General features: G+C 68.6%; 24 protein-coding genes and 1 pseudogene. 13 read left to right on the plus strand and 12 right to left on the minus strand.

What is annotated here, in order from left to right; genetic code table 11:
- Positions 1 to 189: 189 nt before the first annotated feature.
- A complete protein-coding gene (gene ligA / locus LWF15_RS08110) occupies positions 190 to 2328 on the minus strand; it encodes an NAD-dependent DNA ligase LigA (protein ID WP_232809774.1) in 2139 nt (712 codons plus the stop codon).
- A 198-nt stretch (positions 2329 to 2526) separates the two neighbouring features.
- Here ligA and LWF15_RS08115 point away from each other — a divergent pair, with 198 nt between their 5' ends.
- On the plus strand, positions 2527 to 3123 hold the full coding sequence (locus tag LWF15_RS08115; RefSeq protein ID WP_232809775.1) for a dihydrofolate reductase family protein: 597 nt from the start codon (positions 2527 to 2529) through the stop codon (positions 3121 to 3123).
- 351 nt (positions 3124 to 3474) lie between these two features.
- Positions 3475 to 3639, plus strand: a pseudogene (locus tag LWF15_RS38080) (IS1380 family transposase); the annotation flags it as partial.
- A gap of 149 nt (positions 3640 to 3788) precedes the next feature.
- Here the strand turns inward: LWF15_RS38080 and LWF15_RS08120 are convergent.
- From LWF15_RS08120 to LWF15_RS08140, 5 genes are all read right to left on the minus strand, one after another.
- Positions 3789 to 4352 carry a 2'-5' RNA ligase family protein gene (locus LWF15_RS08120; RefSeq protein WP_232809776.1) on the minus strand — a complete coding sequence of 188 codons (564 nt, stop codon included), beginning with the start codon at positions 4350 to 4352 and terminating at the stop codon, positions 3789 to 3791.
- A 22-nt stretch (positions 4353 to 4374) separates the two neighbouring features.
- Positions 4375 to 4614: a hypothetical protein gene (locus LWF15_RS08125; RefSeq protein WP_232809777.1), complete on the minus strand. Its 240-nt coding sequence runs from the start codon at positions 4612 to 4614 to the stop codon at positions 4375 to 4377.
- A gap of 119 nt (positions 4615 to 4733) precedes the next feature.
- Positions 4734 to 5081 carry a lipoyl domain-containing protein gene (locus tag LWF15_RS08130; RefSeq protein ID WP_232809778.1) on the minus strand — a complete coding sequence of 116 codons (348 nt, stop codon included), beginning with the start codon at positions 5079 to 5081 and terminating at the stop codon, positions 4734 to 4736.
- Positions 5082 to 5144: 63 nt separating this feature from the next.
- Positions 5145 to 5957: a mycofactocin-coupled SDR family oxidoreductase gene (locus LWF15_RS08135; RefSeq protein ID WP_232809779.1), complete on the minus strand. Its 813-nt coding sequence runs from the start codon at positions 5955 to 5957 to the stop codon at positions 5145 to 5147.
- Positions 5954 to 6811 carry an SDR family NAD(P)-dependent oxidoreductase gene (locus LWF15_RS08140; RefSeq protein ID WP_232809780.1) on the minus strand — a complete coding sequence of 286 codons (858 nt, stop codon included), beginning with the start codon at positions 6809 to 6811 and terminating at the stop codon, positions 5954 to 5956. The genes LWF15_RS08135 and LWF15_RS08140 overlap by 4 nt, the downstream gene beginning before the upstream one ends.
- Positions 6812 to 6929: 118 nt before the next feature.
- Between LWF15_RS08140 and LWF15_RS08145 the strand changes: the two genes are divergently transcribed.
- Both LWF15_RS08145 and LWF15_RS08150 read left to right on the plus strand, forming a co-directional pair.
- Positions 6930 to 7529: a TetR family transcriptional regulator gene (locus tag LWF15_RS08145; RefSeq protein ID WP_232809781.1), complete on the plus strand. Its 600-nt coding sequence runs from the start codon at positions 6930 to 6932 to the stop codon at positions 7527 to 7529.
- A 23-nt stretch (positions 7530 to 7552) separates the two neighbouring features.
- Positions 7553 to 8959, plus strand: coding sequence for an amidase (locus tag LWF15_RS08150; protein ID WP_232809782.1), 1407 nt, complete (start codon positions 7553 to 7555; stop codon positions 8957 to 8959).
- 36 nt (positions 8960 to 8995) lie between these two features.
- Here LWF15_RS08150 and LWF15_RS08155 read toward each other — a convergent pair whose 3' ends face one another.
- The 3 genes from LWF15_RS08155 to LWF15_RS08165 form a co-directional block, all read right to left on the minus strand.
- On the minus strand, positions 8996 to 9874 hold the full coding sequence (locus LWF15_RS08155; protein ID WP_232809783.1) for a calcium-binding protein: 879 nt from the start codon (positions 9872 to 9874) through the stop codon (positions 8996 to 8998).
- Between the two features lie 120 nt (positions 9875 to 9994).
- The gene (locus LWF15_RS08160) at positions 9995 to 11254 is read right to left on the minus strand and encodes an MFS transporter (protein WP_232809784.1); all 1260 of its coding nucleotides are present in this window, start codon (positions 11252 to 11254) and stop codon (positions 9995 to 9997) included.
- Positions 11251 to 11829 (minus strand): TetR/AcrR family transcriptional regulator, encoded by a 579-nt coding sequence (locus LWF15_RS08165; RefSeq protein ID WP_232809785.1) that lies wholly within the window; start codon positions 11827 to 11829, stop codon positions 11251 to 11253. The genes LWF15_RS08160 and LWF15_RS08165 overlap by 4 nt, the downstream gene beginning before the upstream one ends.
- Positions 11830 to 11931: 102 nt before the next feature.
- Between LWF15_RS08165 and LWF15_RS08170 the strand changes: the two genes are divergently transcribed.
- The 5 genes from LWF15_RS08170 (at position 11932) to LWF15_RS08190 (ending at position 14616) form a co-directional block, all read left to right on the plus strand.
- Positions 11932 to 12318 (plus strand): nuclear transport factor 2 family protein, encoded by a 387-nt coding sequence (locus tag LWF15_RS08170; protein ID WP_232809786.1) that lies wholly within the window; start codon positions 11932 to 11934, stop codon positions 12316 to 12318.
- A gap of 38 nt (positions 12319 to 12356) precedes the next feature.
- Positions 12357 to 13142, plus strand: coding sequence for a helix-turn-helix domain-containing protein (locus LWF15_RS08175; protein WP_232809787.1), 786 nt, complete (start codon positions 12357 to 12359; stop codon positions 13140 to 13142).
- Positions 13143 to 13201: 59 nt separating this feature from the next.
- The gene (locus LWF15_RS08180) at positions 13202 to 13714 is read left to right on the plus strand and encodes an NUDIX domain-containing protein (protein ID WP_232809788.1); all 513 of its coding nucleotides are present in this window, start codon (positions 13202 to 13204) and stop codon (positions 13712 to 13714) included.
- A 112-nt stretch (positions 13715 to 13826) separates the two neighbouring features.
- Positions 13827 to 14288: an NUDIX domain-containing protein gene (locus LWF15_RS08185; RefSeq protein ID WP_232809789.1), complete on the plus strand. Its 462-nt coding sequence runs from the start codon at positions 13827 to 13829 to the stop codon at positions 14286 to 14288.
- A gap of 49 nt (positions 14289 to 14337) precedes the next feature.
- Complete coding sequence (locus tag LWF15_RS08190) at positions 14338 to 14616, plus strand: hypothetical protein (RefSeq protein ID WP_232809790.1); 279 nt, start codon at positions 14338 to 14340, stop codon at positions 14614 to 14616.
- A gap of 11 nt (positions 14617 to 14627) precedes the next feature.
- Here LWF15_RS08190 and LWF15_RS08195 read toward each other — a convergent pair whose 3' ends face one another.
- Positions 14628 to 14954: a hypothetical protein gene (locus tag LWF15_RS08195; protein WP_232809791.1), complete on the minus strand. Its 327-nt coding sequence runs from the start codon at positions 14952 to 14954 to the stop codon at positions 14628 to 14630.
- A gap of 413 nt (positions 14955 to 15367) precedes the next feature.
- Here LWF15_RS08195 and LWF15_RS08200 point away from each other — a divergent pair, with 413 nt between their 5' ends.
- On the plus strand, positions 15368 to 15547 hold the full coding sequence (locus LWF15_RS08200) for a hypothetical protein (protein ID WP_232809792.1): 180 nt from the start codon (positions 15368 to 15370) through the stop codon (positions 15545 to 15547).
- Between the two features lie 52 nt (positions 15548 to 15599).
- Positions 15600 to 15893 (plus strand): hypothetical protein, encoded by a 294-nt coding sequence (locus LWF15_RS08205; RefSeq protein ID WP_232809793.1) that lies wholly within the window; start codon positions 15600 to 15602, stop codon positions 15891 to 15893.
- Positions 15894 to 15936: 43 nt separating this feature from the next.
- On the opposite strand, the gene LWF15_RS08210 is transcribed toward LWF15_RS08205, so the two are convergent.
- Positions 15937 to 16332, minus strand: a complete 396-nt coding sequence (locus LWF15_RS08210; RefSeq protein WP_232809794.1) for a (R)-mandelonitrile lyase — start codon at positions 16330 to 16332, stop codon at positions 15937 to 15939.
- A gap of 107 nt (positions 16333 to 16439) precedes the next feature.
- Between LWF15_RS08210 and LWF15_RS08215 the strand changes: the two genes are divergently transcribed.
- Positions 16440 to 17099, plus strand: a complete 660-nt coding sequence (locus LWF15_RS08215) for a TetR/AcrR family transcriptional regulator (RefSeq protein WP_232809795.1) — start codon at positions 16440 to 16442, stop codon at positions 17097 to 17099.
- Positions 17100 to 17130: 31 nt separating this feature from the next.
- Here the strand turns inward: LWF15_RS08215 and LWF15_RS08220 are convergent, their stop codons facing one another.
- Positions 17131 to 18882: a sigma-70 family RNA polymerase sigma factor gene (locus LWF15_RS08220; protein WP_232809796.1), complete on the minus strand. Its 1752-nt coding sequence runs from the start codon at positions 18880 to 18882 to the stop codon at positions 17131 to 17133.
- Positions 18883 to 19134: 252 nt separating this feature from the next.
- Between LWF15_RS08220 and LWF15_RS08225 the strand changes: the two genes are divergently transcribed.
- Positions 19135 to 20487, plus strand: coding sequence for an alginate lyase family protein (locus LWF15_RS08225; RefSeq protein WP_232809797.1), 1353 nt, complete (start codon positions 19135 to 19137; stop codon positions 20485 to 20487).
- Positions 20488 to 20535 lie beyond the last annotated feature (48 nt).

Here is a 20535-nt window from a genome sequence, read left to right on the forward strand (position 1 = left end):
CGCTGGCGTCGCGAGGCGATGTCGGACGGCCATAACGAGCGCTCAGGTGTGCCCCCGGCATAGGCGATTAAACCGGCGGTCGCCTCGGATGCTGAGCTGACATCGCTGCCTGCGCGTCCTTTGCCGTGCACGGCCGGACCGATCCTGCGGTCGATCCGGCCGGTCCACAACGTTGCTCCGAGCTGCTCGCTATTCGTCCAGTGCCAGGAAGTCGGCCACGCGCTCGGCGAACTCGTCCGGGGTCTCGATCGTGATACCCAGTGCCTCGGCCTTGGTGTACTTGCTGGAGCCGCTCTCGGAGGCGACCAGCAGGCCGGTGGTCTTGGACACCGAGCCGCTGGACTTGCCCCCGGCCCGCTCGATCAGCTCGTTCATCTCGTTGCGGGACAACTCGGCCAGCGGGCCGGTCATCTTCCCGGTGACCACCACCGTCATCGGTTTGCCGTTCTCACCGGTCAGCGGCAGCAGGGCGGCTGCCTCAGCGCTGCTCTCGGCCGCCCGGGCCGCCGCCTCACGGCCGGACAGGCCCGGCTCGGTCATGTTCACCCCGGCCTCGCGCAGCTTCTGCACGACCGGCGCCAGCTCGGCCAGCTCCTCGACGATGACCGGGGCCTTCTCCGGGCCGATACCGTCGACCTCCTCGAGGTCGGCGGCGGTGGCGGCCTGGATGGCTTCCATGGTGCCGAACCAGCGGGCGATGCGGCGGCTCATCGAGCGGCCGGTGCCGCGCACGCCGAGGGCGGTCAGCGTGCGGGCCAGCGGCTTGGCCTTGGCCCCCTCGATCTCGCTCAGGACCTTGGCGGCCGAGGCCTCACCGATCCGGTCGAGTTCGAGCAGCTGCTCCTGGGTGAGGGTGAACAGGTCGGCGACGTCGGTGACCAGGCCGGTGTCGACGAGTTGGCGCACGAGCTTCTCGCCGACGGACTCGATGTCCCAGCAGTCGCGGGCCACGGCGTAACGCACGGCCTGGGGCAGGGCGCAGATGCGGCCCTGCTTGCAGCGCCAGCGTTCCTGGGAGCGGTCGATCTCGCCGCCGCAGTTCGGGCAGACCTGCGGCACCTCGATCTCGGTCTCGTTACCGGTGCGGGCGGCCGCGACGAAGCCCTCGATGCGGGGAATGACCTCGCCCGCGCGCAGGACCATCACGGTGTCGCCGATCATCAGGCCCTGGCGGGCCAGATCGTTGGGGTTGTGCAGGGTGGCGTAGCTGACCGTGACCCCGCCGACGAACACCGGTGCGACCCGCCCGCGGGGTGTGATGACCCCGGTGCGGCCGACCTGCCAGATGACCTCTTCGAGGGTGGTCAGGCGCGAGTCGGACGGGTACTTGTAGGCCGTGCCCCAGCGCGGCGCCCGCGAGGACGAGCCCGCGGCCTCACGGTCGGCGTACGCGTCGGCCTTGATTACCGCACCGTCGATACCGAAGCCCAGATCCGCCCGGGCCGCCAGCAGAGCGTCGATGTACTCCTGAGCCTGCGGCAGGGTGTCGACCACCGCGATGCCCGCCCTCGTGGTGGCGGCGGTGTGCACACCCAGCTCGCCCAGCAGCTCGATCGCCGCCGAATAAGCAATGTCTGCATTGGGTTTGGGGCCGGAGTAGGTGTCGGGCAGGGGAAGCACCTGGTAGGCGAAGAACGTCATGGGGATGATGTAGGTGCGGTCGCGTGAGCCGCGCAGAGCACCGGCGACCCCGTTACGCGGGTTGACGAAAGCCTTGTCACCGTTGGCCAGCCGCAGCTCGTTCGCCGCCTCGAACTGGGTGTCGGTGAGCATGACCTCCCCACGCACCTCCAGCGTCAGAGGCCGGGCCAGCGTGGCCGGCAGCCCGACGATGGCCGCGACAGCGAAGGTCACGTCTTCACCGTGCAGACCATCACCGCGGGTGATGATCTGCACCAGGGAACCGTTCTCGTACCGCGCCGCCAGCGCCAGACCGTCCAGCTTGGGCTCGACCACGTACCGCGGCTCGTGCCCCAGCCGCTTGGCCAGACCTGCGTGCCACTCCAGCAGATCGGCAGCCGAGAACACGTTGTCCAGCGACAGCATGGGCACGGTGTGCTCGACGTCGCCCGCCGCCCCGGCCACCACCTGTGTGGGGGAGTTCTCGACCTGCCACTGCGGGTGCGCGGCCTCGGTCGCGGCGATGTCGCGCACCAGTTGGTCGTAGGTGGCATCGTCCAGCACGGTGACGCCCGCGCCGCTCGGTGCGTCTGCTGCGACCTCGGTGGTGGCGTAGTACACGCCCGCCGCCGCACGAACCGTCTCAACCGCCTGCAGGTACTCGTCCCGCCCGAGCACCGTGCCCGCACCGATCGCCGTATCGCTCATCGCGACTCACCGCCCAGCAGCACAGCCGGGTGGTGAGGTGCCCGGGCGTCAGCACGAGCACAAGGACCAGCGGGGAGAGGCACGCGGAAGTTCATGACCCAGAACATAGAGGCACCCACCGACAAGATCGGCCAGGCCGCCCGCCGAGGTGCGTCGCCCCACCGATGAGATCCGTCGGGCCGGCCGGTCCAACCCACCATGACCCGGATCATCGCCGACATCTCCGTTTCCCTCGACGGCTTCGTCACCGGACCCGACGCCGGCCCGGACAACGGCCTCGGCACCGGAGGCCGACCCATCCACGCCTGGGCGTTCTCCGACGACCCGGACGACGCCCGCATCATGCGCGAGAGTACCGAACGCTCCGGTGCCGTCATCCTCGGCCGCAACCTGTTCGACGTCGTCGACGGCCCACAGGGCTGGAACGACGAGGTCGGCTACGGCGCCCGCGAAGCCGGCCGACCAGCCTTCTTCGTCGTCACCAGCACCCCACCCGCGTCCGTCCGGCTCACCGATCTGGACTGGACCTTCGTCACCACCGGCCTTCCCGACGCCATCGCCGCCGCCCGCCCCCACGCCGAGAAGGCGGGCGGCGACGTCGTCCTCATGGGCGGCGGCCGGCTCATCGGCTCCGCGCTCGCCGCCGGGCTGCTCGACACACTGGTCCTGCACCTCTCGCCGGTCGTGCTCGGATCAGGCACCCCGCTGTTCCTCAGCGGGCCGACCCGTCAGCTCACCCAGCGCAGTACCGTCGTCACCTCGACAGCCACCCACCTCACCTACGACGTCGGCTGAGGTGCCCACGAACGTCCAAAAACACCTACGCTCTAACACCTGAGAGAAGGATGAACTCTGGCCAGATCGGCATGGCTGGGCCGCATTCCGCGAACCTTCATGACCCTCAGCTCGGTCAGATTGGGCAGGTCGAGCAGTGGCGTGTAGTCGCGGTCCTGGGCCGCCAGCGTGTGTATCCACAGGTACTGCAGTCGCGGCAGGTCGCGCAGGAAGGCGAGGGAATCGATCTGCGCTCTCCAGTCGCAAACCCTCCACCGCCCAGCGTCAAGTCTCCGGAGACCCTTCGTCCGCCCGAGCGCTCCGGCTCCTTCGCCGCCAACGCCGCCTGGATGCTCCCCCACCACCACTGCAGCCCGAGCCCGCGACACGACCCTACGCCGTCAGATCGTCCACATCCCCGCCCGACTAACCCGCCCCCAACGACGCCCTGTCCTGCACCTACCCACCCACTGGCCCACCGCCACACCCTGGAACCGACTCTGGAGAACGTCTTCCAGACCTGACCCACACTCCACGGCCCGCCAGCACCCGACCCTGCCCCGGGAACCCCAAGACCGTCACGAGCAGACCACCGGAAAAGCTGGACAGACCAGCGACTCAGCTGTGCCCAGCCAACTACTCCTATCCCAAGATCAGCCCTCAGGGCCGATCCCGCGGATCGAGGCTTAGGGGCCAGACCCCTGAGGTTGCCAGGAGGCCCGGGGGCGGCCGGTGAGCGGAAACCGTGCCAGCACCCGTCGGGTACTGGCATCGGTCTCCGTCCACAGCAGTTCCCGCACCGTGAAAGACATGTCCAGAGCGGCGCCGCGTAGTCGTGCCCAACAGGCAGCCCCGGCGGCTGATGTCCGGGGGTGCACAACGGTGGAGTGAAACGGATACCCACTGCACCGCTGGGGCGGCAGAAGCAACTGGGCCCGAAGCGTCTCCAATTGGCCTTCTGTGTCGTCGATCATGACGATGACGCCTGCGCGACCTTCGTCCAAGCCGGAGAAGGCGCCGAGTCGGATCGGGAAAGGTGCTGTTAATGAGGTTGTCTGGGCGGCTCGATCGAGCAGAAGATCTGTGTCGAACGTCTCCTCGGGATAGGTGACGCTCACGTGGGCGGGCGCGATCCGGTACATCACCGGATCCCAGATCGAACGATGCTCGTCGACGGCACGCTGGGCCGGGCCGTCGAGGTGTACCGAAAGATGTCGCCGGGGAACGTCAGCCCCACGCTTGGCACCCATCGGGCAATTCTACGTGTTGTGGTCAGTCCCTGAGCCGAAGGGGCCCGCCAAATCCCATCCGCCTGACGAAGGCTTCCCGGGTGAGGTCCGAGAAGGCCATGACGTGCTCGACACCCGCGCCGGTGAAGTCGACCCCGGTGCGGAAGGGCTTCTGCCCACGGGGCTTGGCGATCACTGCGGCAAGCTCATCGGCCACCACTTGGGGATTCTGCTCCACCCCGGGTTGCGTGAGGCTGGGGTTGGCCTCCTCGTTGCTGGCCACGAGCGGGTCCAGGAACAAGTAGACCGCAGCAACCTCGGTGTCGGAGGCGTGAGAGGCTCGAGGGAAATGCTGTGCAGCTCTCGCAGAGTCGTCACGCGAAGTCCTTCGGGTCTGGGCGCTCACCGTGATCGGACGACCGCCAGAGCGGCACCGACCTTCACCGTCTCGTTCTCGCGCACCAGGATCTCCCGGATGACCCCGGTGACCGGCGACGGGATCTCAGTGTCGACCTTGTCGGTCGAGACTTCCAGCAGCGGCTCGCCCGCCCGCACCGAATCGCCCGGCTGTCTCAGCCAGCGAGCCACCGTGCACTCCGTGATGCTCTCGCCCAGAGTCGGCATCCGGACGGTGGTGCCCTCGCCGCCGCCGGTCAGGGGCTGTTCGGCGGCGGCAGGGGGCACTTCGGGCCGGCGGGTGGCCGGGGCAGGATCGGCGGAGCGACGCCGGAAGAATCCGAACAGAGCCATGGCAGCAGTCTGTCGTGCAGGCGACGCAATTGTCCCCATTCGAGGGGACTCATGATGAGCGTGCTAGATCTTCGTGGCTCCGTGATCCAGGGTGAGCTGCGCGCCCGTCATGGTCCGGGAGTCGTCGCTGGCCAGGAACAGCACACCGGCGGCGATGTCTTCGGGCTCGGAGATTGGCGGGTCGAAGAGGACCTGGCCCATGGCGTTCGCATAGGAGGGGTTGTCGGCGAACACCTTCTGGGCCTCGGCGCCCATCTCGCCCATGGGAGTGCGCACACCCCAGGGGTGCACGGAGTTCACCCTGATGCGGTAGGGCGCTAGCTCGAGAGCAGCGGACTTCACCAGTCCTACGACACCGGCCTTGGCCGCGCTGTAGTGCGACTGGCCGGGCAGGGACTTGATGCCTGCGACGGAGCTGGTCGCGATGATGGAGCCGCCGTTGTTGGCCTCGATCATCGCCGGTACCGCGGCACGCATGGTGTTGAAGACGCCGGTGAGGTTGATGTCGATCATGTCCTGCCAGCGCTGCGGGGACATTTCCCAGAACCGGCCCCAGGTGACGATTCCCGCGTTGGCGACCACGACGTCCAGGCGGCCCAGCTGGCTGACGCCGTCGCTCACCAGGGCTTCCAGGGCGGACAGATCCCGGACATCCGCGATGGCGTGGACGACTCGCCGGTCCAGCTTCTCAACGAGGGCCACGGTCTCGGCCAGGTCGTCAGGCGTGGGGGCGGGGTAGTCGGTGGCGGTGGGGGAGGCGCACAGGTCGGTGAGGATCAGGTCGGCACCTTCCCGGGCGAAAGCCAGCGCCTCAGCGCGGCCCTGGCCTCGTGCGGCGCCGGTGACGAAGGCGACCTTGCCCTGCAGCTTGCTCATGACGTGACTCCAGTCCCCAGGCCGCTACCGCCCAGGTCTTCGGGGAAAATGATGGCGACGCGGGAGAGGGTGCCGCCGTCGGTGGCCGGCAGACAGACGCCGGACATGTAGCCCGACTCGTCGCTGGCCAGGAAGAGAGCGACGTTGGCGTTGTCGCGTAGGACGGGTGGGCGGTCCAGGCGCAGGGGCATGGCGGCATTGGCCTTGTCCCAGGGCTGCAATTCTTCGTAGGACTTGCCCAGCACCGGTGCGTCGGGGGCCATGGCCAGGTTGGCGGACATGCCGTGGGTCGGGCAGAGCGCGTTGACCCGGATCCCGAACCGGCCGAGTTCGAACGCGAGCACCTTCACCAGGCCGTTCACACCGTGCTTGGAGGCGGTGTAGCTGATGAAGTGCGGGTAGGCCGCGTAGGACGAGGCCGAGCTGGTGACCACGATGTTCCCGCTGCCCTGGGCCTTCATCACCGGGGCGGCAGCCTTTGCGGCCAGGAACACTCCGGTCAGGTTGGTGGCCTGGACGGCGTTCCAGTTCTCCAGCGTCAGATCCTCGAAGGCAACGCTGCCGAAACCGATCTCGGCGATACCGGCGTTCGCGAACATGACGTCCAGCCGCCCCCAGGTGTCGGTGGCCAGCGCGACCGCCGCCTGCATGTCGGCCTCGACGCGTACGTCTGCCTGTCGCCAGACGGCCTGGCCGCCGGCTTCGCTCACCTCGCCGGTCACCTTCTCCGCGCGGTCGGCGATCAGGTCGGTGACGACCACCCGGGCACCTTCGGCGGCGAACAGCAGCGCCGACTCCCGGCCCAGGCCCGAGCCCGCGCCGGTGATCACCACCACCTTGTCCTGCATGCGCATGCCGACCTCCTTGTCGTTGCGTGCGGGGCCTTGGGGCCTCGCTTGACCAGGGACCATACACCTCAATGTCAGATACAGACAGTGTGGCAGAATCTGACATGTAGGTACGATCGGTGCTGTGAATGTGAGTCGCGAGAAGCTGTCCCTGGCCGAGCGCCGGCGCCAGGCCACCCTGCTGGAGCTCTCCGACATCGCCGCGGACCTGTTCGTGAACAGGGGAGTGGCGGCCACGACGGTGCAGGACATCGCCGACACCGCCGGCGTCTCCGCCCGCACCTTCCACCGGTACTTCCCGTCCAAGGCCGATGCCCTGGGCCCGTTCATCGAGCAAGGGCTGCTGCAGTACGTGACCCGGGTCGAGGCGCTGCCGGTGGGCACTGCCCTGGTGGAGGGCCTGTGCGATGCCCTGGCGGGCTCACTGGCCAGCCCGAGAAGCCCTCTGGATCTCGAAGTGACCCGCCTCGTGGTCTCCACACCGGAACTGAAACCTGCCTGGCTGCGCGCTCATGAGGAATGCGCGCTGGCCCTGGGGCCGATCCTGGCCCCGCACCTCGACCCGGGCACCGATGCCATCGCCCTGCGGTATGCCAGTGCGAGCGTGGTCACCGCGAACCGGCTGGCCGTGGAAAGCTGGATCGATCAGGGCGGCGAGCCCCGGGCCTTCCTGGAGCGGTGCCTGCGCCTGCTGACCCAAGGGGTACTTCTGCCCACGCGCTGAACGCGATGAGGTCTGATAGTGCCATGGACGACACCGACATCATCTGGGCCGATGCCGCCGAGCTGACCGCCGGCGCCCGCGACGGGCGGCTCACGGTCGCCCAGATCGCCGAGGCCATGATCGGGCGGATCCGGGCCGTGAACCCCGCGATCAACGCCCTGGTCCATCTCGACGAGGACCGGATCCACCGCGAGGCCGCAGCCCTTGATGCCAAACGTGCGTCCGGACGTCCTCTGGGTGCTCTTTTCGGTGTTCCCTACACCCACAAAGAACTGACGCCCGTGGCCGGAGTGCCCCACACGCTCGGCTTCGCATTCCTGAAAGACCGCTTAGCGCAACACGACGCAATCGTGGTCGAACGCATGCGCGCCGCCGACGGACTGTACCTGGGGCAGACCAACAGCAGCGAAGGTGGCTACAGCGCCATCAGTCACAACCGGTTGTTCGGCGCGACTCGCAACCCCTGGAACCTTGAGCTGAGCCCCGGTGGTTCAAGCGGCGGCGCCGCCGCGGCGGTTGCGGCGGGCATCGGGCCTATTGCTGAAGGTACGGACGCCGGTGGGTCTGTTCGCGTGCCAGCGGCTTTCAGCGGGGTGGTCGGCTTCAAACCCACCACGGGCACGATCCCGCACACGCTGCTGCCGCAGCGATTCGTCAGCAATCTCAGTCACGGGGTGCTGGCGCGATCGGTGGCCGACGTGGTCACAACAATGGACGTCTGTGCTGGCTACGACGCTCGCGATCCTTTGTCTCGCAACGGTTTGGGTGAACCTGCCGGAGCGGGCCCAGAGGGGTGGAAGATTGCCTATTCGCCGGATCTGGGGTTTGCGGAGGTGGACGAGGAGGTCGCGGCGATCTGTCGTTCGGCTGTTGATGCTTTCACCGAACTGGGCGCGGAAGTCGTCGAGGCGACGCCGGACTGGGAGCGTCTGCAGGAGGCAATCTGGATGGGCGTGTGTGTGCCGGGTTTCGCGGGGATGCGGGGTGCGCTCGAATGGCCGTCGATGCGGGGTCAGCTGGCCGACGAGCTGATCGACCTGGTGCTGTACGGCGACGACGTGACTCTGGCCGAGGTCGCCCGGGGCGAAGCTCTACGCGGCAAGGTCTGGGACGCATTCGCCTCGTTCATGACCGGGCACCGGCTGCTGATCAGCCCGACCACCACCGTGGCCGCCTTCGGCGCCGAGGCCTTCGCCCCAGACCGCTACAGCGGCAGTTCGTTACGCGACCGGCTGTTCGGCTGGACCCTGACCCACCCGTTCAACATGACCACCAGCCCGGCTATTTCGGTGCCGTGCGGCTTCACCCGCGACGCCCGTCCGGTGGGTCTGCAGATCGCCGGGCGGATGAACGCCGACCACGACGTGCTGGCCGCGGCGGCCGCGTTCGAGCGGGTACGGCCCTGGCGCGACAGGCGTCCGCCGATCTGAGTGGGCCTGGCCGGGGTGCCGGCCAGGCCCATCGGGTCAGTTGACGACGGTGTTGGTCCCGGCTCCGCCGGAGAGGGTGTCCTCGCCCGGCCCACCGGAGATGTAGTCGTCTCCGCTGTTGCCGAAGATCGTGTCGTCGCCGCTGTTGCCGTACAGCGTGTCGTTCTCGCGGCCGCCGTACAGCGAGTCGTTGCCCTGGTCGCCGGTGATGTAGTCGTCTCCGTCGTTGCCGTAGATGACGTCCGCGCCCTCACCTCCGCGCAGGTTGTCCGGACCGGCGCTGCCCTGGATCTCGTCGTTGCCGGCGTCGCCCCACACGTCGCCCTTCCAGCCCATGAGGGTGATGATGTCGTCGCCGAAGCCGCCCTTCACCATGGCCCCGGAACCGGCAGTGATCGTGTCCTGCCCGAAGTCGCCGCGGATGTCCGCGTCGATCTGATCGGCCCGCCCGGCGGTGTAGGTGTCGTCGCCGTCACCGAGGCGGATGTCGGTGATGTCGGCGCTGGTGTTGTTGGTGAAGGTCACCTTGTCGTCGCCGTCGTAGAGGTAGAAATCGGCGAGCGAGGCGTTCTCGACACGGGCCACCTCGCACCGGACCTTGGTCAGATCGGCGGCGTCCGGATAGGTGCAGCCCTCCTGGATCTCAATCTCCCGGGTGTCGTCGACGGTGTAGATCAGCTGGGTGCCGTCGGCCGACTCGTTCACCAGGATGTTCAGGGGGGTGTTCCAGGAGCCGATGCTGGCGTAGGTCAGGTAGTCGCGGACACCTTCCTCGTGGGTCTCCATGACGGCGATGACGGTGTTGCCGTCCGGTGCGGCCTGTGCGGCGGTGGCCGGCAGAACAGCGAAGCCGAGGCCCAGTAGGGGAGTGCTGAGGGCCAGGGCGGTCAGGCGACGGTTGTGGTGCGGGGACATGTGGGGGCCTCCAGGGAGTGGGGCGGTGTGCCCAGGTGGCAGAAAGATGCCAGAAAGACCCGATTTGGGCCGGGTAAACACAGGGAGACCAGGGTCACTTCCGGTTGATGGCGTTGCCCCTCACGAATCTGTCTGAGGTCCTGCCTCGTACGTCCAGAAAGACCGCACGGTCGCTCCGATCCCGGCCACAACCACGACGCAGGCAATGCCACCGGCCACCCATGAGACGGTCGGGGAGGTCAACGACGCCATGCCGCCCGCCCGCGCATCACCCAACCGCGGGCCGCCGGCCACCACCGTGACGAAAACTCCCTGCATGCGTCCCCTCATGTCGTCGGGTGCGAACGTCTGCAGGATGGTCTGCCGCAGTACGGCACTGACCAGGTCCGCCGCCCCCGCCAGGGCCAGCAGTGCGAACACCAGCCAGAGGTTCTGCCCCAGCCCGGCCAGCGCCACGCAGGCTCCCCAGCCGATCACCGCCAGGACCAGCGCCCGTCCCTGCCTGCGTACCCGGCCGATCCATCCGCCCAGCAGTCCGGCCACGACCGATCCCACCGCGATCGCCGCGTACAGCGGGCCCACGTTGCCGTCGAAGCGCTCTTCGGCGATCGCCGGGAACAGGGCCGTGGGCATGGCCAGCACCATGGCGCAGATGTCGACCAGGAACGACATCCACAGCATCGGACTACGGGCGATGAAAGCCAGCCCGTCGATGACCGACTGCAGCCCGAGCGTATTGCCCACTCCCGTGGGCGGAATCGACGGAAGCTCGAGCCCGGCCCACAGCGCGGCCGTGAACAGCACGGCGTCGGTGCCGTAGGCGAACAGGTAGCCGTGGGGCATCACCACCAGGGCGCCGGCCACCAGCGGGCCGATCACCTGGCCGATGTTGCCCATCGTGTAGTTCAGTGCGTTCGCGGCCGGCACCAGGTGCGGTTCGACCAAACGGGGGACGATTGCCCCTCTCGTTGAGGAGGAAACGGCGAACCCCGCAGCCTGGACGAAGATCAGCGCCAGGATCAGCCAGGGACTGCGGACGTCGAACAGCGTCTGCAGCAACAGGGACAGCGTGATGGTCCAGGTGACGGTGGCCGAAAGCAGATACAGCGAGCGGCGATCCACGGCGTCGGCCACGGCGCCGCCGTACAGGCCGAACATGACGACGGGCACGAGACCGGCCAGGCCGACCATGCCGACGTAGAACGAGGAGTGCGTGATGTCCCACATCTGCACCGAGACGGCGACGGCGGTGAGCATGGAGCCGACGAAGGCCGCGCTCTGACCGATCAGCAGACGGCGGAACGCGGGGACGGCCAGAGGGCGGGTGTCGATCCCGATCCGGCGCAGTAGTGAGGTTTTCGGGTTCGTGGTGGTGGTCATTGCCATCCTGTGAGAAGAATTTCGGCGTGCCGCTGCAGCGCGTGGTCCGAAGCCGGCGTGCCGGTCGTCATCACGTGGGCCAGCAGCGGCCCGGTCAGTTGCGCGCGGGCCAGCCCGGTCTCGGGCATCCCCGCAGCGTGTCCGCGCACCCGCTCCAGCACGGCGATCGACGGCGGTGCGAGCAGGTCGGCCTCGCGGACCAGTTCGGCCACGCGCGGATCGTGCTGCGCCTCGCCGATCAGGGCCCGGTAGGCCAGGCCCGGTGGCTCGGTGGCCAGGAACCGGTTCAGCAGTTTCAGATAGCTGAGCAGTTCGGCCAGGGGGTCGTGGCAGGGCCCGTCGTTCTCGACGACCAGGTCCTCGACCGCGTCCTCGGCGCAGGCCTCGATCAGGATCTCGGCCTTGCTGGACCACCAGCGGTACACCGTCGGGCGCCCGACCCCGGCCCGTTCGGCGATGTTCTTCATCGTCATCGCCGCGTAGCCGAGCTCGACGAGCAGGTCGTCGGCGGCCTCGAGCACCGCCTGCCGGGCCTGCTGGCTGCGCGGGCGGCCGGGGGAGGGGGTGGCGTTCACGAGACCATAATAACGTGTCAGCGTGTAACGAAATCCGCCGGCGGCAAAGTGGTACATCCTGGCCCCGCCGGAGCCTGGGGGCCCGCGCCTAGCGTGGTCGGCATGAGCAATCCACTGGTACAGCGCCTGATCAGCGCTCTGAACAGCCACGACCTCGACGCCGTCACCGCCTGCTTCGCCCCCGACTTCCACGCCGAGTGGCCGGCCCACCCCAGCCGGGACATCCAGGGGCCCGAGCAGGTGCGCCGCAACTGGGAAATGATCTTCAAGATGTCACCCGACATCACGATCGAGATGACGAACTCGGTCGAGGTCGGCGAGGAGACCTGGGGCGAGTGGCACTACACGAAGGCGGCCGGGCAGGAGCTGCGCGGCGTCATCGTCGTGACCGTCCGGGACGGCCTGATCCGGCGCTCGCGGTTCTACATGGAGCCGGTCGACGGCCCGGACGCCGCGACCCCGGGCGGACCGCGCCTGGCCCGCGACTGACAGCAGGACCGATTTTGCACGCCTGACACAATGGAGCCGTGCGGCGGGACGACGACTTCGGGACCGCGCTGCGGACCCTGCGGCAACGGATCACTCCCAGCGAGGCCGGAGCGCCGCCGTCGCTACCCGCCGCCCGGCGCGTGCCGGGCCTGCGCCGCGACGAACTGGCCGCCGTCGTCGGCATCTCCGAGGAACACGTCAAGCGCCTGGAACAAGGCCGCCGCCGCCCCTCGCCCAGCGTGGTCGACGCCCTGGCCCGGGCCCTGCGGCTGACCTCGCTAGAGCACGACCGCCTGCGTGCCCTGGCCGGCTTCGCTGCCGCGCCGGAACCCGACGGCCTCGTGCCGCGTGAGGTCACCGAGCCGGCCCGCCGCATGCTCGACCGCCTCACCGAGGTCGCCGTCTGCATCTGCGACGCCACCTGGACGGTCCTCGACGCCAACAAGCTCTGGCACACCGACGTGTGCACGGTGCCGGACACCCCCGGCCGCGCCCGCAACGTGGTCTGGCGGGCCTTCACCGAGACCGGCCCCTCACCCTTCCTCGAGCCCGAGCAGCTCAGCGGCTTCCGCGCCACCGTTGTGGCCGAACTGCGCCAGGCCGCCCGCCGCTACCCCGCCGACACCGAGCTGACCTCGATGATCAGCGACCTGCTCACCCGCAGCCCCCAGTTCGCCCAGCTCTGGGACGCCCCACCGACCCAGGACGGCCCCGCCGACCGACTGCGGGTGCCGAGCCCCGTGCACGGCCACCTGTACCTGGACCTGGACGTGATGGTGATCAACCCCGGGGATCTGCGCGTAGTGGTCTACACCGCTGCCTGAGGCCTACCCCCAGCCAAAGGCGCTCGCTCCCGGCGTGGGCTCGGCTAGCGTCCTCGCCCATGAGCCCTGCGCAGCTTCCGCCGGCGGAGTACTACGCAAGCTTGCCCAAGCACATCGCCGCGGCAGGGGCTGTCATCCACGACGGCGCCGGACGGATCCTGCTCGTCCAGCCGGCCTACCGCGACGACACCTGGGAGATCCCCGGCGGCGGCCTCGACGCGGGGGAGGACCCATTGCAGGCCGTCGAACGCGAAGTCAGGGAGGAACTCGGCCGCGACCACACCCCCGGCAGGCTCCTCGTTGTCGACTGGGTCCCTGAACAGAGCGACGGGCGTCCACCCTTGGTGAACTACGTCTTCGACGGCGGTCTGATCACTGCCGAGCAGACCGGCACACAACTGACGCTGAACGCCGACGAGCTCATCGCATGGCACCTGGCCGCTCCCGACGAATGGGACACCCTCCTCGCCCCGCACATGGCCCGCCGTCTGCGGGCTTGTTCGCGGGCCCTCGCCGAAGGCACCACGCTCTACCTCCAGCACGGTTTCGAACCCGCTGCGCACCACATCTGAGGTCCCACTGCGTGTGGCCCAGGTACGGCACCGACCAGCCAGTGGCCACGGCCCTGATCCCTGTCGATTGCCGCTCCTGGCGGTCGCCTGATCCGAAAGGAATTCGCTGGCAATGCCTTTCCAGTCCACCGTCGACGTCCACATGATTCTGCGCCGCCCCGACGGGTGGGTCCTGCTGGCCGAACGAGCAGGCGGGTACGCCTCCGGCCTGCTGAACGTGCCCGGCGGGAAACTCGAAGCAGGCGAGGACGTCGTCACCGCGGCGGTCCGGGAAGCACGCGAAGAGCTCGCCGTCGACATCGACCCCGCCGACGTGCAGATGGTCTCGGTCATCCACCAGCGCAACCCCGACGGCGAGACCCGCGTCGGCTTCTTCTTCGCCACGGACACCTGGTCCGGTCAGCCGGTCAACGCCGAACCGGACAAGTGTGGCGGCCTGGTCTGGGCCGACCCCACCGACCTACCCGCCCACACCATCGCCTACAGCGCTGAAGGGCTGCTCGCCGCAGCGGCGGGGGAGTCCTTCCGCGTGTACGGCTGGGCGGACGGCCAAGACCACATCACGTTCGGCTGACCAGGCGGTCGGATCCCAAGGTCAGACCTGGGCAGTGGTTTCATGACGCATGGAGATTCGCGCCATCGATCCGCGTGACAGCGAATGGGAAATCGCGGACCCCGTCTTCCGTGTGCACGTGCTGTCCCGCCAGCAGCAGTACGCGGGCCGTGGGGAGGGCGCAATCTGGTCCCAGGAGTGGGAATTCACCGACGCAGATGTGGAGGCGGTCATGAACTGGGTCGCCGAGAACTGCGCCGCAAACGACGGATACGTCGTCTACCTGGTGGTCCGCGACTCCTTGAACAGGCTGGGCCAGCACGAGCTCACCTACCGCGCGCCCGCCTGATGCCTGCCGCATCAGAGATATCCGTCCACCTGAGCCGTGCCGCCCGGGTTCTGCCGGACGACTGGTGCGTTGTTGGTGGCATCGGTGCGGTTTCGTCCCGATCCGGAGTCGCCCGTGTCCTTGCCGGACAGGTAGTCGGAAGCCTTCTGCAGGAATTCCGAGTTGATGACGCCCTGGGCGTGGAGGGCCCGAAGGTCTTTGGTGGTCAGGTCTCCCCAGGGAGCGTTCTCCAACATGGCTCTCCACCGGGCCGAGGCCAGGTCAGTAGCAACGCCGGGAAACAATTCTCCGTGGGCGGGCGGCCACTTGAACTCCATCCCGGTGGCGGCAGTGATCATGTCGATGTCCGACTGCCTCAGCGGAGGGTAGGGCAGAGGGACCCTTGTGGGTTCGTTCCGCGACGGCGGTGCTGCCGAGATCGACACGTTGATGTTCATCTCGCCGTGCCTTTCCAGGTGGGGAGACCTTCGGGGCCGAATCGCGCACCGCCCGCGGCCTCCTCGACCAGGCGCTGTCAGCTGTGCTGGGGGAAGTGGATGGTCGGCGCAACCAGCGCCTGGAGCACCTGTCGTCAGGGGGAGTGTGTCCTTGAGTTCTCAGCCCTACGTCCTACCCAAAGAGATGCCCGCCTGGGGTCACCGGAGGGTGGGTGCCGCAGCGCCCTGGCCAGGCTCCGGCCGGGGAGGTGTAAGGCAGAGGTGTACCTGTGCCGTCTACGGTTGCGGGCTACCGGCTGACTCGAGGGGACCTGGTGAACGGTGCAACGGATGGGCTGTCGTGGCAGACGCGCTGGCCCGGCATGCTGAAAGACGTCGAGATCATCCAGGGCACCATGCTCTGCCGGGCCGGAGCGTACGCCGGAGGGCATCGCTGGGGGCAGGAGGATCTCGCGGCAGCGCACACCGCCTACCCCGACCAACAGGTCGCTTAGTTCTGACCGGCACGCGCTGTGCATTGGGGGCCGCCGAAACGGTGGCGGCCGAGTGTCAGCCCCGGCGCCGAAGGGCCCCGAACCGAGGTGGCGCGAGCCGGACGGGCATCTGTTCACCGGTTGGCTGCTGCAGTGGCCCGGCATCGTCGACCGCGTCGAGATCTGGGACGGGACCCTCGTGTACGAGCTACGAGGGTTCAGCGAGAAGACGGAGTGGACCGACGCTGACGTGGAGCACGCCCGGCGGGTCTACCCGGGACAGCCCGTTGCGGTGTCCGACGGGCAGGGCCTCTTGTTCATCGGACCAGCCGCCGAGCAACTGGCTGCGGGCAGGCCGATTTCGTGACGGCGTCCTGTTCTGACGGAATGCCCCCGAGCTCGAGAAACCGTTAGCGCACGCCGTACTCGGCGTCGGTCACGTGCTGGAGCCAGGTCACGACCTGCCCGCTGTCGTCGGCCTCCTGGATGGCGATGTGCGCCATGAACCGCTCCGGGGTGGCGCCGTGCCAGTGCTCCTCGCCGGGTTCGATGTAGACGACGTCGCCCGGGCGGATCTCCTGCACGCCGTCGCGGGTGGCCACCAGGCCCACGCCGTCGGTGACGTAGAGGGTCTGGCCCTTGGGGTGGTGGTGCCAGGCGGTGCGGGCGCCCGGGGTGAAGCGGACGTGCGCGCATGCCACCGAAGACTGCTCGTCGGGGTTGCGGACGCCGTCGATGTAGACGGTGCCGGTGAACCAGTCTGCCGGTCCCGTCGCCGTCTGACCGCTGCTCTTCGTGAACTTCATGGTGTCTCCAGGGGGATCTTGAAATAGCGGATATGGCGTATCCGCTTGAGGGCAAGCGTAACACCTAAGCGGATGGATCGAATCCGCTTAGGTGTTAGCCTGGCGGCATGCCCAGCCCTGGCCAGCGGTCTCTTCGCAAGGACGCCGCCGAGAACCGCGAGCGTCTGCTGGCCTCCGCGGCGCAGCTGTTCGCCGAGCGCGGCCTGACGGTCACGCTGAACGACATCGCGCACCACGCTGGGGTCGGTGTGGGCACGGCCTACCGGCGCTTCGCCAACAAGGAAGAGGTCATCGACGCCCTCTTCGAGCAGCAGCTGACGGCGATGGCCGAGGTGGCCCATGAGGCCCTGAGTGACCCCGACGCGTGGAACGGCCTGCTGATGTATCTGGAGCGGGCCCTGCACATGCAGCACGGTGACCGGGGTCTGGCCGAGATCATGAACAACCCGGTGCTCGGCGATGCGCGGGTGCAGGATGCCCGCGACCGGATCGCCCCGATCATCGCCGAGCTGGTGGCGAAGGCCAAGGTGCAGGGGGTCGTACGCCCCGACTTCGAGCAGTCCGACCTGGTTTTCATGCAGGTCGCGCTGTCGGCCGTCATGGACAGCGCCCGGGACATCGAGCCCGAGCTGTACCGCCGCTACCTGACCATCTTCCTCGACGGAATCCGCACCGAGCGCGGGCAGTTCACGCCGTTCCCGGTGGACGCGCTGACGGCGGAGCAGACCCATCGCGCGATGACGAGGAAACGACGCCCGACTGCCTGACCGCACCCTTGAGCAGGGGCGCGGCCACGGCTTAGCCGGCCAGTCGGCTCAGTTGCGGCACGGTCGTCGGGTCGGCCGGGTTCTTGCGGGTGGCGTACTGCGGTACGGGCGTGGTGTCCTCGCCGTTGTCCCGGGTCAGCCCGTACCGAAGAGGGCCGTCGGCGGCGGGCGGGGTGAAGAGGTCGTCGCGGATCTGCTTCCTGGACACCAGGTGGATGTACAGGTTGTAGTCCGCGCCTCGCTCGTTCTGGTTCAGGGTCACCGTGCCGTCGAGGTAGTAGTACTCGAAGTGCCACATCTGTTGCGCCTTGGGCGGGAGCACGTCGAAGCCGTCCGCGTCGTTCCCCATGTGCGTCGCGCCGGCCTCTGCGCCGGGAACGGCGTCGTCCATGCGCATCCCGCCGCCGGAGGCCACGTGAAAGAGCTTCCCCCGCAGTCCGGTCCAGCTGGGCGGGGCGACGGGGCCGGAACGCTCGTGGTAGGGCAGTTGGTACTCGACCCGGATGTAGCCCTGCCCCTTGTACGTGACGTTCTGGCCGCGGTAGATCAGGCTCACCACCTCGGCGCGCGGGTCGTTGTCCTGGCTGGCGGTGATGTTGACCCCGGTCTGAGGCCGGTCCGGAAGTGGCGCCGGCCGACGGGCCTTGTTCGGGGCCTTGTCGGCGGCGTCGACGACGCTGCCGTACAAGCCACGTGGCTGCGCAGCGGGGGTCTCTCTCGGGGTAGCGCGTTTGGTCGGGGTGATGCGGGGCCGGGGGCTGGCCGTGGGCGTGCGGGGTGAGGAGGTGGGTGAGGGGGAGGCTACGACGGCCGGTGGAGTCGGGGCAGGCTCATGCTGCTGCAGGTAGAGGGTGCTGCCCACCCCGGCCGTCAGCACGGTCAGGCCGGCCGTGGCCAGCGCCAGGGGCTTGGTCAGGAAGCCGTGGCTCACCAGGGCGCCGGTACCGATGGTGTGCGCGCTGACGGTGGCCGCGGAGCCTGCGCTCGTGGCCTTCAGCAGCCAGATCGCCCCCAGGCCCACCGGCACCGGCGTGAGGAACAGCGAACGCATCAGCTTCTCTACCGGTATCAGCCCGCCCGGCTGAATGCCGCAGATCGGGCAGTCGCGGCCGAGATGACGGGCGACCCGCTTGCGCCACAACGGACTCGGTGAGCCGTCCCAGTCGTCCACGATGTGACCCAAACTGGCGCAGCGCGAACGGTGACGCACCGCGGCCACCACGGCCCGGGACGTCTCCAGTTGGGCTCGTAGGCGGTGCAGGCGCACGGCGACGTGCGACGGCGAAAGTTGTAACGCGGTCAGCAGGTCGTCGCGGGTCAGTTCGCCCATCAGTTCAAGACACCACAGCGACAACAGGTCCCGGTCGTCCGGGTCGAGCCAGCGGACGGCCTCGGCCAGGTCCTGCCGCTGAGCGTCCAGCCCCAGCCGCAGGATGGTGACGTCGGCGAAGTCCGGCTCGGGAACCGCCTCGGCCGGGGCCAGGGGACGGGTGCGTGCGCGTAGCGTCTGCCGTTCCTGGATGCGGTTGCGGATCTGCCGGACGGCGATCGCGGCCAGCCAGGACCGGAAACGCTCGGGATCGCGCAGAGCCGGCAGGTTCCCGACCGCCCTCAGCAGCGTCTCCTGCACCACGTCGTCCACGTCCGCAGGCTGGTCCAGCGCCCGGCCGACGATGTTGTACAGCAGCGGCAGGTACGCCGCGACGAGCTCCTCCAGCGCACCGGTGTCGCCGGCCTGCGCGGCCTCGACGACGGCGGCCGGGACCACCGGGGCGGTTCGCATCGACATACACCTGCATCTGGACCGGTCGGAGAGGGCACGGGCGGAACATCCTGCCTCAGGTCCGACGTCGAAAAAACCTCACGGTTTTGTGTTGTGACCGTGGTCCTGACCGGTCTCCAAACGGGACCTCTCGTTCCCGAGCCCTCTCGGGCGTCCTCAAATTTTGTGTAATCCCGAGTCGGCGGTGCGGTCCCCGAGTCACGGGTGTCGTTCGAGCGCACCCCATCCCTGCAACCGCGAAAGGCACGTCCAATGCGACCACCAGCCACCGTCAGCCGCCGTCACCTGCTCCTGGGAGCAGGATCGGTCGGGGCCCTCGGCGTCGTCGGCGCCGTCGTGGGAACGGCATCGGCGGCCCAGCCCACCGTCACCACCGTCACCACGGCGGCTGCGGTTCCGAAGCCGTTCGCCCACCCGGGTCTGCTGCACACCACCGCCGACTTCGACCGCATCAAGGACAAGATCAAGGCCAGCGATCCGCTGGTCACGTCGGGATGGCAGCGACTGACCGCCAACGGCCGGGCCCGCGCATCGTGGTCCCCGCGCCCACTGAAGACGGTGGTCCGAGGGGGCGTGGGGCAGAACTACGCGCAGCTGTACCCCGACGTGCACGCCGCGTACCAGAACGCGCTGCGCTGGCAGATCAGTGGCGAAACTGCCCATGCCGACACGGCCGCGAACATCCTGAATGCCTGGTCCTCCACGCTCACCCAGGTCACCGGCAACGCCGATCGCTTCCTCGCAGCCGGCCTGTACGGCTATCAGCTGGCCAATGCGGCCGAACTCCTTCGCGGGTACGAAGATTTCGACCTGACCGGGCTGCAGGACCTGCTGAAGAACGTGTTCTACCCGCTGAACGACCAGTTCCTGACCCACCACAACGGCGCCAGCATCGCCAACTACTGGGCCAACTGGGACCTCTGCTCGGTCGCCTCCGCCATGGCCATCGGCATCCTGTGCGACGACCGCAGTCTCTTCGACCGGGCCGTGACCTACATGCACAGCGGGCCCGGCAACGGCTCGATCCCGCACGCCATCCCGTTCATTCACGGAAACCTCGGGCAGTGGCAGGAAAGCGGCCGCGACCAGGGGCACACCGTGATGGGCGTGGGCCTGATGGGCACCATCTGCGAAATGGCCTGGAACCAGAAGGTCGACCTGTACGGCCACGATGACAACCGCTTCCTCAAAGGCGCGGAGTACGTGGCGAAATACAACCTCGGACAGGACGTCCCGTTCACCACCTACCAGTGGGGCACCGGGGTCAGCGGCGCGCTGCGCACACAGCCGGTCATCTCCTCGGCCTCGCGGGGCCAGATCCGGCCGGTCTGGGAACTGGTCCTCAACCACTACACGCAGCGGCGCGGGCTCAAGGCCCCGCACGTGGCGGCGATGGCCCAGAAGGTCAGGGCCGAGGGTGGCGGTGGCGACTACGGCCCGGCCAGTGGAGGTTTCGACCAGCTCGGGTTCGGCACGCTGATGTTCACCCGGGACAAGAGCACGGACATCCCGGGAGCCGCTGCGCCGATTCCGACGGCCACGCCCGGCAAACCGCGTCGTCGGCGCCCGAGGTGGCGGGCTCGCCCCACTGCCAGCCCGTCCTGACGTCGGTTCGAAAGCGGGCCTCGCGGCGTTTCCGGTTCGCGAGGCCCG

The sequence above is a fragment of the Kineosporia rhizophila genome (genome assembly GCF_021277265.1).
In the GTDB taxonomy this organism is placed as follows: Bacteria; Actinomycetota; Actinomycetes; order Actinomycetales; family Kineosporiaceae; genus Kineosporia; species Kineosporia rhizophila.

Excerpts from the sequence above, each read along its gene's own strand:
- ligA (WP_232809774.1), bottom strand. The coding sequence starts at position 2,328 with ATGAGCGATACGGCGATCGGTGCGGGCACGGTGCTCGGGCGGGACGAG.
- LWF15_RS08115 (WP_232809775.1), top strand. The coding sequence starts at position 2,527 with ATGACCCGGATCATCGCCGACATCTCCGTTTCCCTCGACGGCTTCGTC.
- LWF15_RS08120 (WP_232809776.1), bottom strand. The coding sequence starts at position 4,352 with ATGGGTGCCAAGCGTGGGGCTGACGTTCCCCGGCGACATCTTTCGGTA.
- LWF15_RS08130 (WP_232809778.1), bottom strand. The coding sequence starts at position 5,081 with ATGGCTCTGTTCGGATTCTTCCGGCGTCGCTCCGCCGATCCTGCCCCG.
- LWF15_RS08135 (WP_232809779.1), bottom strand. The coding sequence starts at position 5,957 with ATGAGCAAGCTGCAGGGCAAGGTCGCCTTCGTCACCGGCGCCGCACGA.
- LWF15_RS08140 (WP_232809780.1), bottom strand. The coding sequence starts at position 6,811 with ATGCGCATGCAGGACAAGGTGGTGGTGATCACCGGCGCGGGCTCGGGC.
- LWF15_RS08150 (WP_232809782.1), top strand. The coding sequence starts at position 7,553 with ATGGACGACACCGACATCATCTGGGCCGATGCCGCCGAGCTGACCGCC.
- LWF15_RS08155 (WP_232809783.1), bottom strand. The coding sequence starts at position 9,874 with ATGTCCCCGCACCACAACCGTCGCCTGACCGCCCTGGCCCTCAGCACT.
- LWF15_RS08160 (WP_232809784.1), bottom strand. The coding sequence starts at position 11,254 with ATGACCACCACCACGAACCCGAAAACCTCACTACTGCGCCGGATCGGG.
- LWF15_RS08170 (WP_232809786.1), top strand. The coding sequence starts at position 11,932 with ATGAGCAATCCACTGGTACAGCGCCTGATCAGCGCTCTGAACAGCCAC.
- LWF15_RS08180 (WP_232809788.1), top strand. The coding sequence starts at position 13,202 with ATGAGCCCTGCGCAGCTTCCGCCGGCGGAGTACTACGCAAGCTTGCCC.
- LWF15_RS08185 (WP_232809789.1), top strand. The coding sequence starts at position 13,827 with ATGCCTTTCCAGTCCACCGTCGACGTCCACATGATTCTGCGCCGCCCC.
- LWF15_RS08190 (WP_232809790.1), top strand. The coding sequence starts at position 14,338 with ATGGAGATTCGCGCCATCGATCCGCGTGACAGCGAATGGGAAATCGCG.
- LWF15_RS08195 (WP_232809791.1), bottom strand. The coding sequence starts at position 14,954 with ATGATCACTGCCGCCACCGGGATGGAGTTCAAGTGGCCGCCCGCCCAC.
- LWF15_RS08210 (WP_232809794.1), bottom strand. The coding sequence starts at position 16,332 with ATGAAGTTCACGAAGAGCAGCGGTCAGACGGCGACGGGACCGGCAGAC.
- LWF15_RS08215 (WP_232809795.1), top strand. The coding sequence starts at position 16,440 with ATGCCCAGCCCTGGCCAGCGGTCTCTTCGCAAGGACGCCGCCGAGAAC.
- LWF15_RS08220 (WP_232809796.1), bottom strand. The coding sequence starts at position 18,882 with ATGCGAACCGCCCCGGTGGTCCCGGCCGCCGTCGTCGAGGCCGCGCAG.
- LWF15_RS08225 (WP_232809797.1), top strand. The coding sequence starts at position 19,135 with ATGCGACCACCAGCCACCGTCAGCCGCCGTCACCTGCTCCTGGGAGCA.